The organism is Streptomyces sp. 3211.6 (assembly GCF_003634815.1).
Taxonomy (GTDB): domain Bacteria; phylum Actinomycetota; class Actinomycetes; order Streptomycetales; family Streptomycetaceae; genus Streptomyces; species Streptomyces katrae_A.
Window position 1 is genome coordinate 3,056,539 of sequence record NZ_RBXC01000001.1, and the last position, 14,732, is coordinate 3,071,270.

Below are 14,732 nucleotides of genomic sequence, written 5' to 3' on the forward strand. Positions count from 1 at the left end.
CGGCCTCCGCGGACGCGCTCAAGCAGGGGTGATCCGGCACCGCCCGCCCTCGCAGGAGCGCCGCAGCCGGCCCCTGGAGAGGGTCTGCACCAGGCCGACCGTCCAGCACATCGGGCAGCCGCGCAGCGCGAGCAGCCCGGCCGGCAGGAGGGCCAGGCTCACCGGCCAGGCGTACGGCAGGAGTGCGACGGCGCCGGCCAGCGAGCCGAAGCCCAGCGCGCCGCGCGCCAGATGCCGGGGCAGGGACGCACTGGCGAAGTCGGGGCCGTCAGCCTTCGGTGCGGGCATCGTTTCCTCCTGGGGCGGTGTCGAGGAGCGTCTGCCGGACCGCCGCGCGGGCCCGGTGGAGGCGGGACTTCATCGCCGGCGTGCTGAGGCCCAGCGCGTCGGCGACCATGCGGCCGCTGTGGCCTTGGACGTCCCGCATGATCAGCACCCGCCGCTGGTCGGGCGGCAGGGCCGCGACGGCCGCCGCCACCCGGCCCGCCTCCAGGCGGCGCAGCGCCTCGTCCTCCGCCGAGTCCACGGCGGTGCCGGGGGCCGCGTCGGGGGCCGCGGGGTGCTCCCGGTCGCGGACGACGGCACGGGCGCGCCGCAGGCATTCGTTGCGGACGATGCGGAACATCCACGAGGCCAGGGCGCCGGAGGCGCGCAGCATGCCGATCTTGCGGTAGAGGATGATCAGGGCCTCCTGCGCCGCGTCCTCGGCGTCCTCCGGGGTCGCGCACAGGGAGCGGGCGAAGCGCCGTACGTTCGGGTGCGAGCCCGAGACCAGGGCGGTGAGCGAGTCGAGGTCACCGCCCTGGGCCGCGGTGATCAGCCGTTCGCCGGGCCAGGACGGGTCAGCCACGTGCGCCGCGCCCCCGCTTCAGGACGAACACGCACGTGCAGAGCAGCACCGCGCCCACGGCGATGGCGATGGCGATACCGATGATCATGGCGACCTCCAGGTCCGTTCCGTACCCGCGTCCGTCGCGGTACGGGGATAAGAGGCACGGGCCACCGGAAAGGATTCAGCACCGGACGGCCGAGTCTGGACAGGATCCACAACCCGCCGGTAACTTAGCTATGAGCAAGCGCTTAGACATAAGCGGCGGACCGCCGCGACGAAGGGAGCCGGCCGTGCGCCGTACGGTGTTCAACGAGGACCACGAGGCGTTCCGCGAGACCCTCCGCGCCTTCATCGAGGCCGAGGTCGTCCCGGTCTACGACGAGTGGTTCCAGGCCGGCCAGGCGCCGCGCGACTTCTACTACAAGCTCGGCGAGCTGGGCGTCTTCGGCATCAACGTCCCCGAGGAGTTCGGCGGCGCGGGCCTGGACACCCACAAGTTCGAGGCCGTCCTGTACGAGGAGACCTCCCGCGCGGGCGTCAACTTCGGCGGTTCCGGCGTGCACGTGCTGCTCGCCCTGCCCTACATCAAGATGCTCGCCACCGACGAGCAGAAGAAGCGCTTCCTGCCGAAGTTCGTCTCCGGTGAGGAGATGTGGGCGCTCGCGATGACCGAGCCGGGCACCGGCTCCGACGTCGCCGGCATGAAGACCACCGCCAAGCTCTCCGAGGACGGCACGCACTACGTCCTCAACGGCTCCAAGACCTTCATCACCGGCGGCGTGCACGCCGACCGCGTGATCGTCTGCGCCCGTACCTCCGCCCCGAGCGAGGACGACCGCCGCTTCGGCATCTCCCTGTTCGCCGTGGACACCAAGTCCGAGGGCTACTCGATCGGCCGCAAGCTCGACAAGCTGGGCCTGAAGACCTCCGACACCGCCGAGCTGGCCTTCGTCGACGTCAAGGTCCCGGTCGAGGACCTGCTCGGCGAGGAGGGCAAGGGGTTCTACTACCTGGGCCACAACCTGGCCTCCGAGCGCTGGGGCATCGCCTTCGGCGCCTACGCCCAGGCCGCCGCGGCCGTCCGGTTCGCCCAGCAGTACGTCACGGACCGCACGGTCTTCGGCAAGCCGGTCGCGCACTTCCAGAACACCAAGTTCGAGCTGGCCGCCTGCCAGGCCGAGGTGGACGCCGCCCAGGCCGTCGCCGACCGCGCGCTGGAGGCCCTGGACGCGGGCGAGCTGACGCCGGCCGAGGCCGCCTCCGCGAAGCTCTTCTGCACCGAGGTCGCGCACCGCGTCATCGACCGCTGCCTCCAGCTGCACGGCGGCTACGGCTACATGAACGAGTACCCGATCGCCCGCCTGTACGCGGACAACCGCGTCAACCGCATCTACGGCGGCACCAGCGAGATCATGAAGTCGATCATCGCCAAGTCGATGGGTCTGTAAGTCCCCTTGAACGAAGCGCTCTCCGGTCTCCTCGATCTGCTCGACCTGGAGCAGATCGAGGAGAACATCTTCCGCGGGACCAGCCGCCCGTCGCTGATCCCGCGCGTCTTCGGCGGACAGGTCGCGGCCCAGGCGCTGGTCGCGGCCGGCCGCACCGTGCCCGGGGACCGTACGGCTCACTCGCTGCACTCGTACTTCCTGCGCACCGGTGACCCCGGCGCGCCCATCGTGTACACCGTCGACCGGATCCGCGACGGGCGCTCCTTCACCACGCGGCGGGTCGTCGCGGTGCAGCACGGGCAGCCGATCTTCCACCTGTCGGCCTCCTTCCAGGTGGACGAGGAGGGGCTGGACCACCAGATCCGCATGCCCGACGCGCCCGACCCGGAGACCCTGCCGACGGCCGCCGAGGCCCTGCCCGCCTACCGGGACCTGTTCCGGGACCCGGGCACGGTGGAGCGGCTGCTGGAGGCGCGCGGCGCCGTGGACCTGCGGTACGCGACGACGCCGCCGTGGGGGTCGATCGGCGAGCCGGTGGAGCCGCGCTCGCAGGTGTGGTTCCGCACGGCCGGCAAGCTCGACAGCGCCGACCCGCTGCTGCACACGTGCCTGGCCACGTACGTCTCGGACATGACCCTGCTGGACTCGGTACTGCTGGCGCACGGGCGCGGCGGCTGGGCGGTGGGCGACGTGGTCGGGGCCTCGCTGGACCACGCGATGTGGTTCCACCGGCCGCTGCGGGCGGACGAGTGGCTGCTGTACGACCAGGACTCGCCGACCTCGCACGGCGGACGGGGCCTGGGCCAGGCCCGGATCTGGACCCAGGACGGCCGGCTGGCCGTCACCGTGATCCAGGAGGGCGTGGTCCGCGTACCGCGAGGATGACGGCCGCCGCCACGGCCGCGAGGGTCGCGGCGGAGAGCACGGCCAGGCCGGGGTTCACATAGCCGGGGACCATGTCGTGGTGGGCGTTGCAGGTGCTCGACAGCGGCAGGAGCGATTCCCTGGCCTCCCCCGGCACGTAGACGGCTCCCTCGAAGAACTCGCAGGTCTTGTCCATGCGCAGGCCTCCTCCCAGGGCGTGGAAGAGGCCCCAGGCGTAGAGGGTGCAGGTGGCGAGGAAGAGGGTGACGGCCGCCCGCGCCCAGCGGGTCACGCCCGTCGCTCGCAGCACGGAGCGGATCCGCACGGTGAAGACGACCAGCAGGATCAGGCCGACGATGATGATCATGTGATCACCGTACGGCTGCTGCCGCACGCGCCTCCCCGCTACCCCTTGGGGCGGGCCTTCAGCTTGGCCCAGACCGCCTCCAGGGCGGCGATGTCGGCGTCGTCCAGCAGGTCGTCGAAAACCTCGGCGAGGGCCTCGCGGCGGGTGGCGTCGGCCTCGGCGTAGGTGCGGCGGCCGGCTTCGGTGAGGGCGATGCCGACCGAGCGGGCGTCGGTCGGGGAGGGTATCCGCTCGATGAGCCCGCGGGCCTGGAGCGAGTCGGCGACGCGCGAGACCTGGCTGCGGCTGAGCAGGGTCCTGGCGCCCAGCTCCGAGGGGGCCACCGGCTCCTGCTGCACGCTCAGCCACAGCATCACCTCGAACCACGACAACGGCAGGTCGTGGCGGCGCGTGAGCGCCTGGTCGACCCGGGCGGTGAGGGTGGTGCCGGCCCAGACCAGACCGTAGAAGGCGTGGTCACGGGGGGTGAGGCCGTCCAGGTTGAGGTTCGCGTGCGCCATGGGGAAAGGGTACCGGGTTGCGTGCACGTGCACACATCGTTAATGTGTGTGTGCACGCACAAATCTAGGGAGCCTTCCATGACCAGCACGTCCGCAAAGACCGTCCTCATCACCGGCACCTCATCCGGCATCGGACTCGCCGCCGCGGTGGCGGCGGCACGGGCCGGCTGGCACACCGTCGCCACCATGCGCGACACCTCCCGCTCCGAGGCCCTGGTCAAGGCCGCCGCCGAAGCCGGCGTCACCGGTCTCGTCCAGGTCAAGCGGCTCGACGTGACCGACGCGGACTCCGTCGCCGCCTGCGTGGCCGAGGTCGTCGCCGAACACGGCCACCTCGACGCCGTGGTGAACAACGCGGGCGCCGGCTTCGTCGGCACCGTCGAGCAGCACGGCATGGCGGAGGTGCGCTCCGTGATGGAGGTCAACTTCTTCGGCGTCGTCGAGCTCACCCGGGCCGCCCTCCCCCACCTGCGCGCCTCGGGCGGCCGGGTGATCACCGTCACCAGCGTCGGCGGCGTGGTCGGCCAGCCGTTCAACGAGTCCTACTGCGCGGCCAAGTTCGCCGTCGAGGGCTTCATGGAATCCCTCGCACCGGTCGCCGCGGCCGCGGGGGTCCAGGTCTCCGTCGTGGAACCGGGCGCCGTCTCCAGCGAGTTCGTCAACAACGTCGGCCTCGACATCCCGGCCCTGCTCGCCCAGGCGGGCCCGTACGCCCCGCAGCTCCAGGGCTACATCGACCACGCCATGCGGTCCTTCGGCAGCGACACCGCGCAGACCCCGGAGCAGGCGGCGGCGCCGGTCGTCGAGGCCCTGACCGCCGAGAACATGCCGTTCCGGATCCAGACCTCCGACTGGGCGCGCACCTTCGTGGGCAGGAAGCTCGCCGACCTCGACGGCTCCGCCGTCCAGACCGAGATGGGCTCCTGGCTCGGCTAGCCGGACGCGCTACAGCAGGCCCGCCGCCGACAGCAGGTACGCCACCATCGGGTCGTAGAAACGCGGATCGCGCACGTGGTCGTCCAGGGGGACCGCCACCTGGAGGGTGCCCTCCGCCTCCCCGAGGAACAGCGCGGGGTCGTTGGAGTCGGCGTAGCCCACGGCGTCCAGCCCCCGCTGCGCCGCGCACCCCGCCCAGCCGTGGTCGGCGACGACCAGGTCCGGCAGGGGGCGGCCCTCGGCCGCCAGGCCGTCCAGGACGGCCGCCATCGGGGCCGGGGAGTGGGTGTGCCACAGGGTCGCGCCCCGCTCCAGGACCGCCACGTCCGCGAACTGCCACACCGAGCCCTCGTCGGCGACGAGCCCCGCCGGGATGCGGACGATCTCGCAGCCCGCGGCGCGCAGCGCGCCGGCCGTGGCGCGGTGGACGTCCAGGAGGCCGCCCGGGTGGCCGGTGGCGAAGAGCACGCTCTGCCGGTCCAGCGCCGCCTTGCGCAGGCGGGCCGCCATCCGGTCGAGGCCCGCGACCGTCAGCTCCGGGTCGATGGTGTCCTGCCCGGCCCGGTGCGCCGGGTCGTCGACGACGCCGACGCGCTCCGCCATCACCGCCAGCACGTCCTGCTCGTCCGCCCAGCGGTCGCCGAGTTCCAGGCCCAGCCAGTAGTGCCGGTCGCCGTTGGCGAGCTTGCGGTAGTGGGAGAGGTTGTTCTCGCGCGGGGTGGCCACCTGTCCCGCGATGCGCGTACGCACCAGGTGGTCGATGAGCTGCGCGCGGCTGGGGGTCTCTATGGGCTCTGTCGGCTTCGGCATGCGGTCCATTCTGCCGCCGCCCGGCCGGATCCGTCCGCCGCGCCAAGCCGCCTTCAAGCCGGGAAGCCCCTTCACCCCGACAACGCCCCGAAGGCCCCGTGCGCGAGCCGGCGCAGCAGCGACTCCGTCGCCTCGCGGCTCGGCGCGCCCAGGTGCGGGGTGGAGTTCAGCAGGCCGAACACGGCGTGCACGGCGACCCGTACCTCCGCCTCCCCGACCTCGGGGTGCAGTTCGCGCACGACGGCCACCCACAACTCGACGTACTGGCGCTGGAGCTGCCGCACGAGCTTGCGGTCCTCGTCCTTGAGCCGGTCGAGCTCCCGGTCGTGCAGGGTGATCAGCGCCCGGTCGTCCAGCGCGAAGTCGATGTGCCCCTCGACCAGGGAGGCGAGCAGCGCCCGCGGGTCGGCCGCGGCCTCCTCGACCCGGCGCCGGCCGCCGGTCAGCAGCCGCTCGCTGATCCCGACCAGCAGCTCGGCGAGCATCGCGTCCTTGCCGGCGAAGTGCCGGTAGAGGCCCGGGCCGCTGATGCCGACCGCGGCCCCTATCTCGTCCACGCCCACGCCATGGAAGCCGCGCTCCGCGAAAAGCCGAGCGGCCTCGCGCAGGATCTGCTCGCGGCGGGTCGGGGTGGCAGCTCTGGTGCTCATGGGAATCCATTCTAGACAGGGCGGTTAGCGCTCGTTAACCTGTGACCCACACGCGTTAACGGTCATTAACACAGCAGGTACCGAGCAAGGGAGCTCGACCGATGCAGCAGGCACCAGTGCTGACGAGCGCCGCGGACCCGGCGTCCGAGGCCTGGCGGACCAATGAGGCCGCCCACCGCGAGCTCGCCGAGGGCCTGCGCGCCCGGCTGGACGCGGCCCGTCTCGGCGGCGGCGAGAGGGCCCGCGCCCGGCACACCGCGCGCGGCAAGCTCCTGCCCCGCGACCGCGTGGACACCCTCCTCGACCCCGGTTCCCCCTTCCTGGAGCTGGCCCCGCTGGCCGCCGAGGGGATGTACGGGGGAGCGGCCCCGGCGGCCGGCGTGATCGCGGGCATCGGCCGGGTCAGCGGCCGCGAGTGCGTGATCGTCGCCAACGACGCCACCGTCAAGGGCGGCACGTACTACCCGATGACGGTCAAGAAGCACCTGCGGGCGCAGGAGGTGGCGCTGGAGAACCGGCTGCCCTGCCTGTACCTGGTCGACTCGGGCGGCGCCTTCCTGCCCATGCAGGACGAGGTCTTCCCCGACCGGGAGCACTTCGGCCGGATCTTCTACAACCAGGCCCGCATGTCCGGCGCCGGCATCCCGCAGATCGCGGCCGTCCTCGGCTCCTGCACGGCGGGCGGCGCGTACGTCCCGGCGATGAGCGACGAGGCCGTCATCGTGCGCGGCCAGGGCACGATCTTCCTCGGCGGCCCGCCGCTGGTGAAGGCCGCCACCGGCGAGGTGGTCACGGCCGAGGAGCTCGGCGGCGGCGAGGTGCACTCGCGCACCTCCGGCGTGACCGACCACCTCGCGGAGGACGACGCGCACGCGCTGCGGATCGTCCGGAACATCGTGGCGACCCTGCCCGAGCGGGGGGCCCTGCCCTGGTCGGTCGAGCCGGCCGAGGAGCCGAAGGTGGACCCGTACGGGCTCTACGGCGCGGTCCCCGTCGACTCCCGCACCCCCTACGACGCCCGCGAGATCATCGCCCGCGTCGTGGACGGCTCCCGCTTCCAGGAGTTCAAGGCCGAGTTCGGGCAGACCCTGGTCACCGGCTTCGCCCGGATCCACGGCCACCCGGTCGGCATCATCGCCAACAACGGCATCCTCTTCTCCGAGTCCGCGCAGAAGGGCGCCCACTTCATCGAGCTGTGCGACCAGCGCGGCATCCCGCTGCTCTTCCTCCAGAACATCTCCGGCTTCATGGTCGGCCGCGACTACGAGGCGGGCGGCATCGCCAAGCACGGCGCGAAGATGGTCACCGCCGTGGCCTGCGCCCGGGTCCCGAAGCTGACCGTGGTGGTCGGCGGCTCGTACGGGGCGGGCAACTACTCGATGTGCGGCCGGGCGTACTCGCCGCGCTTCCTGTGGATGTGGCCCAACGCCAAGATCTCCGTGATGGGCGGCGAGCAGGCCGCCTCCGTCCTGGCCACCGTCAAGCGCGACCAGATCGAAGGCGCGGGCCAGGAGTGGCCCGCCGAGGACGAGGAGGCCTTCAAGGCCCCGGTCCGCGCGCAGTACGAGGAGCAGGGCAACGCCTACTACGCCACCGCCCGGCTGTGGGACGACGGGGTCATCGACCCCCTGGAGACCCGGCAGGTGCTGGGACTGGCCCTGACCGCGTGCGCGAACGCCCCGCTCGGCGAGCGCGGCTACGGCATCTTCCGCATGTGACCCGTGACTTGTGACTTGTGACGTGAGGACCTCACAGATGTTCAGCACTGTTCTGGTGGCGAACCGGGGCGAGATCGCCGTACGGGTCATCCGCACCCTGCGGGAGCTCGGGATCCGGTCCGTGGCCGTCTTCAGCGACGCCGACGCGGACGCCCGGCACGTACGGGAAGCCGACACGGCCGTCCGGATCGGCCCCGCTGCGGCCGCCGAGAGCTACCTGTCGGTCGAGAAGCTGCTCGACGCGGCCCGGCGCACGGGGGCCGAGGCCGTCCACCCCGGGTACGGGTTCCTCGCGGAGAACGCGGCCTTCGCACAGGCCTGCGCCGAGGCGGGGCTGGCCTTCATCGGGCCGCCCGCCTCGGCGATCTCCCTGATGGGCGACAAGATCCGGGCCAAGGAGACGGTGAAGGCCGCCGGGGTGCCGGTCGTGCCCGGGTCGTCCGGGAGCGGGCTGTCGGACGCCGAACTCGTCAAGGCCGCCGAGAAGATCGGCATGCCGGTGCTGCTGAAGCCCTCGGCGGGCGGCGGCGGCAAGGGCATGCGCCTGGTCCGGGACGCGGGGCTGCTCGCGGAGGAGATCGCGGCGGCCCGGCGCGAGGCGCGCTCCTCCTTCGGTGACGACACCCTGCTGGTGGAGCGGTGGGTGGACCGGCCGCGGCACATCGAGATCCAGGTCCTGGCCGACGCCCACGGCAACGTGGTGCACCTCGGCGAGCGCGAGTGCTCGCTCCAGCGGCGCCACCAGAAGGTCATCGAGGAGGCCCCCTCGGTCCTGCTGACCCCGCAGATCCGGGCGGCGATGGGCGCGGCGGCGGTGGAGGCGGCCCGCTCCTGCGGGTACGTCGGCGCGGGCACGGTGGAGTTCATCGTGCCGGGCGGCGACCCGTCCTCGTACTACTTCATGGAGATGAACACCCGCCTCCAGGTGGAGCACCCGGTCACGGAGCTGATCACCGGGCTGGACCTGGTGGAGCAGCAACTGCGGGTGGCCGCGGGGGCTCCGCTGGCCTTCGGCCAGGAGGACGTCCGGCTGAACGGGCACGCGATCGAGGCCCGGGTCTGCGCGGAGGACCCGGCGCGCGGGTTCCTGCCGTCCGGCGGCACGGTGCTGGCGCTGTCCGAGCCCTCGGGCGGCGCGGTGCGCACGGACTCCGGGCTGCTGGCCGGGGTGGACACGGGGTCGACGTACGACCCGATGCTGTCGAAGGTGATCGTCCACGGCCCCGACCGGGAGACGGCCCTGCGGATGCTGCGGGGGGCCCTCGCGGACACGGTGATCCTGGGCGTCCAGACGAACGCCGGGTTCCTGCGCAGACTCCTGGCCCACCCGGACGTGGTGTCCGGGAACCTGGACACGGGGCTGGTGGAGCGGGACCTGCCGTCCCTCCTGCCGGAGGGGGTCCCCGCCGAGGTGTACGCCGCCGCGGCGCTGCTGGCCCAGGCCTCTCTCCCCCACCCCGCCCCTTCCCGTAACCGGGGCTCCGCCCCGGACCCCGCGCCTCAAACGCCGACGGGGGGTAGCGCGGGCGCGTGGGCGGACCCGTTCTCCGCCGCCAACGGCTGGCGCCTGGGCGGCACCCCGGCCTGGACGGTCCGCCACTTCCGCCTCCCAGGCCAGGACCCGGTCACGGTCCGCACCCGCCAGCGGGGCACGGAGCAGGAGATCCTGCTGGGCACGGACACGCAGTCGCCTGCACAATCCGCAGCCGACAACCGAGCCGCACCAAATCCAGCCTCGCCTGGGGGTACCCCCGGACGGAGTCTGGGGGAGATTGAGGCGCGGGGTCTGGGGCAGAGCCCCAGGACGCCGGCCCGCGGCCGCATCATCAGCCTCACCCCCGACCGCCTCTCCGTCGAACTGGACGGCGTCACGCACCACTTCGCCCACGCCACCTCCCCGGAGGGGACCTGGCTCGGCCGCGACGCCGACTCCTGGCACGTCCAGCGCCACGACCCCGTCACTGCGAAGGGCGCGGCCAGCGCAAACGCCGACACCCTCGCCGCCCCCATGCCCGGCACGGTCACCGTCGTCAAGGTGGCCGTCGGGGACAAGGTGGCGGCCGGGCAAAGCCTGCTGGTCGTGGAGGCGATGAAGATGGAGCACGTCATCTCCGCCCCGCACGCTGGCACCGTCACCGAACTCGACGTCACCCCCGGCACCACGGTGGCCATGGACCAGGTCCTGGCCGTGATCACCCCCGACGAGGAAGCCGAGGCGAGCGAGTGAACGGGCTCCCCATGACCGTCCCGTCGCCCGCCGGGCTCCCCCCGCGGGTGCGGATCCACGAAGTCGGCGCCCGCGACGGCCTCCAGAACGAGAAGACGGCCGTCCCCACCGAGGTGAAGGCCGAGTTCATCCACCGGCTGGCCGCCGCCGGCCTGACCACCGTCGAGGCCACCAGCTTCGTCCACCCCAAGTGGGTGCCCCAGCTGGCCGACGCCGAGCAGCTGTTCCCGCTGCTCTCCGACGTCCCCGCGGACCTCCCCGTCCTGGTGCCCAACGAGCGCGGCCTCGACCGCGCCCTGGCCCTCGGGGCCACCCGCATCGCGGTGTTCGGCTCGGCCACCGAGACCTTCGCCGCGCGGAACCTGAACCGTACGGTCGCCGAGTCCCTGGCCATGTTCGAGCCCGTCGTGGCCCGCGCCAAGGAGGCCGGGGCGCACGTGCGCGGCTATCTGTCGATGTGCTTCGGCGACCCCTGGGAGGGTGCGGTCCCGGTCCCCCAGGTGGTCCGCACCGCCAAGGCGCTGCTGGACCTGGGCTGCGACGAGCTGAGCCTCGGCGACACCATCGGCGTCGCCACCCCCGGCCACGTCCAGGCGCTGCTCGGCGAGCTGAACGCGGCGGGCGTGGTCACCGGCCGGATCGGCGTGCACTTCCACGACACCTACGGCCAGGCCCTCTCCAACACCCTCGCCGCGCTCCAGCACGGCGTGACCACGGTCGACGCCTCCGCCGGCGGCCTCGGCGGCTGCCCGTACGCGAAGAGCGCCACCGGCAACCTGGCCACCGAGGACCTGGTGTGGATGCTCGACGGCCTCGGCATCGAGACCGGGGTCGACCTGGCCGCCCTCACCGCCACGAGCGTGTGGATGGCCGAACGGCTGGGCCGTCCCAGCCCCTCCCGTACCGTCCGCGCCCTCTCCCACAAGGAGTAACGAAGCCATGCCCCTCGACCACCGGCTCACCCCCGAGCACGAGGAACTCCGCCGCACCGTCGAGGCGTTCGCGCACGACGTGGTGGCGCCCAAGATCGGCGACCTGTACGAGCGCCACGAGTTCCCGTACGAGATCGTCCGCGAGATGGGCCGCATGGGCCTGTTCGGCCTGCCCTTCCCGGAGGAGTACGGCGGCATGGGCGGCGACTACCTCGCCCTCGGCATCGCCCTGGAGGAGCTGGCCCGCGTCGACTCCTCGGTCGCCATCACCCTGGAGGCGGGCGTCTCCCTGGGCGCCATGCCGATCTACCTGTTCGGTACGGAGGAGCAGAAGCGGGAGTGGCTGCCGAAGCTGTGCTCGGGCGAGGTGCTCGGCGCGTTCGGCCTGACCGAGCCCGGCGCCGGCAGCGACGCGGGCGGCACCCGCACCACGGCCGTCCGCGACGGCGACGAATGGGTCATCAACGGCTCCAAGTGCTTCATCACCAACTCCGGTACGGACATCACCGGTCTGGTCACGGTCACCGCGGTCACCGGCCGCAAGGCGGACGGCCGGCCGGAGATCTCCTCGATCATCGTCCCGTCCGGCACCCCGGGCTTCACGGTGGCGGCCCCGTACTCCAAGGTCGGCTGGAACTCCTCGGACACCCGTGAGCTGTCCTTCGACGAGGTCCGGGTGCCGGTCGCCAACCTGGTCGGCCAGGAGGGCCGCGGCTACGCCCAGTTCCTGCGGATCCTCGACGAGGGCCGGATCGCCATCGCGGCGCTGGCCACCGGTCTGGCGCAGGGCTGTGTGGACGAGTCGGTGAAGTACGCCAAGGAGCGTCAGGCCTTCGGGAAGGCGATCGGCGACAACCAGGCCATCCAGTTCAAGCTGGCCGACATGGAGACGCGCGCCCACATGGCCCGTCTGGGCTGGCGGGACGCGGCCTCGCGGCTGGTGGCGGGCGAGCCGTTCAAGAAGGAGGCGGCGATCGCGAAGCTGTACTCCTCCACGGTCGCCGTCGACAACGCGCGGGACGCCACGCAGATCCACGGCGGCTACGGGTTCATGAACGAGTACCCGGTGGCCCGGATGTGGCGGGACTCGAAGATCCTGGAGATCGGCGAGGGCACGAGCGAGGTCCAGCGCATGCTCATCGCCCGCGAACTGGGCTTCGCAGGCTGATCCCGCACCGGTCCTCGTACCGGTCCCCCGGCCGCCCCTCACGACGGCCCGCCCGCACGACGGCCCGCGCCCCCGGCGCGGGCCGTTGCGCGTTCGTGCGCCGGTGCGCCCCGAAAGAAGTTAGGTCCCCCTTACCGCTTTCGGCCAAGGTTAGGCTAACCTTCCCACCGAACGGCCTACCCTCGCAGCCGCCCTGCACGTACGAAAGCGGACACCGCCATGCCCAAGCCCAGCTCCACCTTCCTCTCCCGCCGCGGTCTCATCGCGGCCGGAGGCGCCCTCGGCCTCGTCGCGGCGCTCACCGCGTGCGGCGGCAGCGACAAGGCGAAGGACGGGGCGGGCGACCAGGGCGCTGCCGCATCGGGAGCCTGGAGCTTCAAGGACGACCTGGGCAAGACGGTCTCCGCCAAGTCCACGCCGAAGAACGTCGTGGCCTACACCGGCACCGCCGCCGCGCTCTACGACTACGGCGTGCAGGTCAAGGGCGTCTTCGGCCCGACGAAGCTGGCGGACGGCAAGCCCGACCCGATGGCCGGCACGATGGACATCTCCAAGGTCGAGATCCTCGGCAACGTCTACGACGAGTTCAACGTCGAGAAGTACGCGGCCCTCAAGCCGGACCTCCTCGCCACCAACACCTGGGACGGCTCGTACTGGTACGTCCCCGAGGCCTCCAAGGACAAGATCCTGAAGCTGGCCCCGGCCGCCGCCGTCGGCGTGGGCGACAAGGTGTCCATGGACAAGGCCCTGGAGCGCACCGCGGACCTCGCCAAGTCCCTCGGCGCCGACCTCAACACCAAGAAGAGCGCCGACGCGAAGGCCCGCTTCGACGCCGCCTCCGCCAAGGTCCGCGAGGCCGTCAAGGCCAACCCGGGCGTCAAGGTCCTCGTCGGCTCCGGCTCCGACCAGATGTTCTACGTCTCCACCCCGAAGACCTCCGCGGACCTGAAGTACTTCGAGTCCCTCGGCGTCGAGTTCGTCAGCCCGGAGCAGGACAAGCTCGACCCGCAGGGCTTCTACGAGAGCCTCAGCTGGGAGAACGCCGGCAAGTACAAGGCCGACGTCATCCTGCTCGACAACCGCACCCAGGCCCTCCAGCCCGAGGCCCTGAAGGCCAAGCCGACCTGGAACGAGCTCCCGGCGGTCAAGGCCGGCCAGGTCGCCCCGCGCGTGACCGAGCCGATCTACTCGTACGAGAAGTGCGCGCAGATCCTCGAGGACCTCGCGAAGACCATCCAGAACGCCAAGAAGCTCGGCTGACCCGGTAACCCAGGGGGGACCTCCGCATGACCGCCACCGCTTCCGACGCCGCCACCGCCACCGCCGCCGACACCGGCGCCGACGCGGCCGCGGCCGCCGCGCACTTCCGGTTCTTCACGCTCGAAGTCCTGCGCACGCGCCGCCTCGGCCACTCGTTCCTGCGCGTGACCTTCGGCGGGGAGTCCCTTGCGGCGTTCCGCTCGGGGGGCTACGACCAGAGCCTGTCGCTCTTCCTCCCCGTGGGGGACCAGGAGCACACCGAACTCCCCTCCACCGACGAGGACGCCTGGTTCGGCGCCTGGCGGTCGATGCCGGACGAGGTCCGGCCGGTGATGCGCTCGTACACCGTGCGCGAGCAGCGGCGGACGGAGGCGGGGGCGGACGAGGTGGACATCGACTTCGTCCTCCACGGGGACGCGTCCCCGGCCTCCCGCTGGGCGGGCCGGGCCGTGACCGGCCGCCGGATCATGGCGATCGGCCCGGCCGTGGCGGAGAACAAGTCGGTCCGCTTCCAGCGGCCGGACGACGCGGACACGGTACTGATGTACGCGGACGAGACCGCCCTGCCGGCCGCCGCGGCGATCCTGGACCGGCTGCCCGCCGGGACCAAGGTGAAGGCCTGGTTCGAGGTCCCGCACCCGGACGACCGGCTCAGCCTGCACACCCTCGCGGACCAGGACATCACCTGGATCGTGCGCGAGAAGGGCGAGGGCGCGGCGGCACGCACCGAACGGGTGCTGTCCGAGCTGCGTGCGGCGCAGCTCCCCGCCGCGCAGTCCCCGTACGCCTGGCTCGCGGGCGAGGCCGGGACGATCAGGGCAGTACGCCGCCACCTCGTGCAGGAACGTTCCGTCGACCGGCGCGCGGTGCGGTTCACCGGCTACTGGAGGCTCGGCGCGAGCGAGGAGCAGCTGCTCGCCGAGGCGTACGCGGGCAAGGCCCCGAGCGAAGACCCGGCGGCCGAGCTGTAGTCAACTCCCCATATTCGCAAGGTATTTGAGGAAGGGCCCCGGCGCCAGC

General features: G+C 72.3%; 15 protein-coding genes. 9 read left to right on the forward strand and 6 right to left on the reverse strand.

What is annotated here, in order from left to right:
* Nucleotides 1–18 precede the first annotated feature (18 nt).
* Together BX286_RS13970 and BX286_RS13975 are read right to left on the reverse strand one after the other, a co-directional pair.
* A complete protein-coding gene (locus BX286_RS13970) occupies nt 19–288 on the reverse strand; it encodes a hypothetical protein (RefSeq protein WP_121015058.1) in 270 nt (89 codons plus the stop codon).
* The gene (locus BX286_RS13975) at nt 269–850 is read right to left on the reverse strand and encodes an RNA polymerase sigma factor (RefSeq protein ID WP_121015059.1); all 582 of its coding nucleotides are present in this window, start codon (nt 848–850) and stop codon (nt 269–271) included. The genes BX286_RS13970 and BX286_RS13975 overlap by 20 nt, the downstream gene beginning before the upstream one ends.
* Before the next feature lie 272 nt (nt 851–1,122).
* On the opposite strand from BX286_RS13975, the gene BX286_RS13980 reads away from it, so the two are divergent.
* Together BX286_RS13980 and BX286_RS13985 are read left to right on the forward strand one after the other, a co-directional pair.
* Nucleotides 1,123–2,280 carry an acyl-CoA dehydrogenase family protein gene (locus BX286_RS13980; protein ID WP_079427101.1) on the forward strand — a complete coding sequence of 386 codons (1,158 nt, stop codon included), beginning with the start codon at nt 1,123–1,125 and terminating at the stop codon, nt 2,278–2,280.
* A gap of 6 nt (nt 2,281–2,286) precedes the next feature.
* Entirely contained in the window at nt 2,287–3,165 is an 879-nt protein-coding gene (locus tag BX286_RS13985) for an acyl-CoA thioesterase II (RefSeq protein ID WP_079427103.1), read from the forward strand.
* Here the strand turns inward: BX286_RS13985 and BX286_RS13990 are convergent.
* The gene (locus BX286_RS13990) at nt 3,122–3,511 is read right to left on the reverse strand and encodes a hypothetical protein (protein WP_121015060.1); all 390 of its coding nucleotides are present in this window, start codon (nt 3,509–3,511) and stop codon (nt 3,122–3,124) included. The two genes, BX286_RS13985 and BX286_RS13990, sit on opposite strands and share 44 nt — an antisense overlap.
* 38 nt (nt 3,512–3,549) lie before the next feature.
* Entirely contained in the window at nt 3,550–4,011 is a 462-nt protein-coding gene (locus BX286_RS13995; RefSeq protein ID WP_079427107.1) for a MarR family winged helix-turn-helix transcriptional regulator, read from the reverse strand.
* A gap of 78 nt (nt 4,012–4,089) precedes the next feature.
* On the opposite strand from BX286_RS13995, the gene BX286_RS14000 reads away from it, so the two are divergent.
* On the forward strand, nt 4,090–4,947 hold the full coding sequence (locus BX286_RS14000; RefSeq protein ID WP_121015061.1) for an SDR family NAD(P)-dependent oxidoreductase: 858 nt from the start codon (nt 4,090–4,092) through the stop codon (nt 4,945–4,947).
* Between the two features lie 9 nt (nt 4,948–4,956).
* Here the strand turns inward: BX286_RS14000 and BX286_RS14005 are convergent, their stop codons facing one another.
* Both BX286_RS14005 and BX286_RS14010 read right to left on the reverse strand, forming a co-directional pair.
* Nucleotides 4,957–5,766, reverse strand: coding sequence for a phosphatase (locus BX286_RS14005; RefSeq protein WP_398898502.1), 810 nt, complete (start codon nt 5,764–5,766; stop codon nt 4,957–4,959).
* Nucleotides 5,767–5,828: 62 nt separating this feature from the next.
* On the reverse strand, nt 5,829–6,407 hold the full coding sequence (locus tag BX286_RS14010) for a TetR/AcrR family transcriptional regulator (RefSeq protein WP_079427116.1): 579 nt from the start codon (nt 6,405–6,407) through the stop codon (nt 5,829–5,831).
* A 101-nt stretch (nt 6,408–6,508) separates the two neighbouring features.
* Here BX286_RS14010 and BX286_RS14015 point away from each other — a divergent pair, with 101 nt between their 5' ends.
* From BX286_RS14015 to BX286_RS14040, 6 genes are all read left to right on the forward strand, one after another.
* Nucleotides 6,509–8,125 carry a carboxyl transferase domain-containing protein gene (locus BX286_RS14015; protein ID WP_079427118.1) on the forward strand — a complete coding sequence of 539 codons (1,617 nt, stop codon included), beginning with the start codon at nt 6,509–6,511 and terminating at the stop codon, nt 8,123–8,125.
* A 37-nt stretch (nt 8,126–8,162) separates the two neighbouring features.
* On the forward strand, nt 8,163–10,352 hold the full coding sequence (locus tag BX286_RS14020; RefSeq protein ID WP_121015062.1) for an acetyl-CoA carboxylase biotin carboxylase subunit: 2,190 nt from the start codon (nt 8,163–8,165) through the stop codon (nt 10,350–10,352).
* 11 nt (nt 10,353–10,363) lie between these two features.
* On the forward strand, nt 10,364–11,284 hold the full coding sequence (locus BX286_RS14025; RefSeq protein ID WP_121017639.1) for a hydroxymethylglutaryl-CoA lyase: 921 nt from the start codon (nt 10,364–10,366) through the stop codon (nt 11,282–11,284).
* Between the two features lie 7 nt (nt 11,285–11,291).
* The gene (locus tag BX286_RS14030; protein ID WP_121015063.1) at nt 11,292–12,452 is read left to right on the forward strand and encodes an acyl-CoA dehydrogenase family protein; all 1,161 of its coding nucleotides are present in this window, start codon (nt 11,292–11,294) and stop codon (nt 12,450–12,452) included.
* 219 nt (nt 12,453–12,671) lie between these two features.
* Nucleotides 12,672–13,712, forward strand: a complete 1,041-nt coding sequence (locus BX286_RS14035; RefSeq protein ID WP_079427124.1) for an ABC transporter substrate-binding protein — start codon at nt 12,672–12,674, stop codon at nt 13,710–13,712.
* 26 nt (nt 13,713–13,738) lie between these two features.
* Complete coding sequence (locus tag BX286_RS14040) at nt 13,739–14,683, forward strand: siderophore-interacting protein (protein WP_121015064.1); 945 nt, start codon at nt 13,739–13,741, stop codon at nt 14,681–14,683.
* Nucleotides 14,684–14,732: the final 49 nt, after the last annotated feature.

What these genes read in the sequence shown, in the direction of transcription:
- BX286_RS13970 (WP_121015058.1), bottom strand. Translation starts at nt 288, where the DNA reads ATGCCCGCACCGAAGGCTGACGGCCCCGACTTCGCCAGTGCGTCCCTG.
- BX286_RS13990 (WP_121015060.1), bottom strand. Translation starts at nt 3,511, where the DNA reads ATGATCATCATCGTCGGCCTGATCCTGCTGGTCGTCTTCACCGTGCGG.
- BX286_RS13995 (WP_079427107.1), bottom strand. Translation starts at nt 4,011, where the DNA reads ATGGCGCACGCGAACCTCAACCTGGACGGCCTCACCCCCCGTGACCAC.
- BX286_RS14000 (WP_121015061.1), top strand. Translation starts at nt 4,090, where the DNA reads ATGACCAGCACGTCCGCAAAGACCGTCCTCATCACCGGCACCTCATCC.
- BX286_RS14005 (WP_398898502.1), bottom strand. Translation starts at nt 5,766, where the DNA reads ATGGACCGCATGCCGAAGCCGACAGAGCCCATAGAGACCCCCAGCCGC.
- BX286_RS14010 (WP_079427116.1), bottom strand. Translation starts at nt 6,407, where the DNA reads ATGAGCACCAGAGCTGCCACCCCGACCCGCCGCGAGCAGATCCTGCGC.
- BX286_RS14015 (WP_079427118.1), top strand. Translation starts at nt 6,509, where the DNA reads ATGCAGCAGGCACCAGTGCTGACGAGCGCCGCGGACCCGGCGTCCGAG.
- BX286_RS14020 (WP_121015062.1), top strand. Translation starts at nt 8,163, where the DNA reads ATGTTCAGCACTGTTCTGGTGGCGAACCGGGGCGAGATCGCCGTACGG.
- BX286_RS14025 (WP_121017639.1), top strand. Translation starts at nt 10,364, where the DNA reads ATGACCGTCCCGTCGCCCGCCGGGCTCCCCCCGCGGGTGCGGATCCAC.
- BX286_RS14030 (WP_121015063.1), top strand. Translation starts at nt 11,292, where the DNA reads ATGCCCCTCGACCACCGGCTCACCCCCGAGCACGAGGAACTCCGCCGC.
- BX286_RS14035 (WP_079427124.1), top strand. Translation starts at nt 12,672, where the DNA reads ATGCCCAAGCCCAGCTCCACCTTCCTCTCCCGCCGCGGTCTCATCGCG.
- BX286_RS14040 (WP_121015064.1), top strand. Translation starts at nt 13,739, where the DNA reads ATGACCGCCACCGCTTCCGACGCCGCCACCGCCACCGCCGCCGACACC.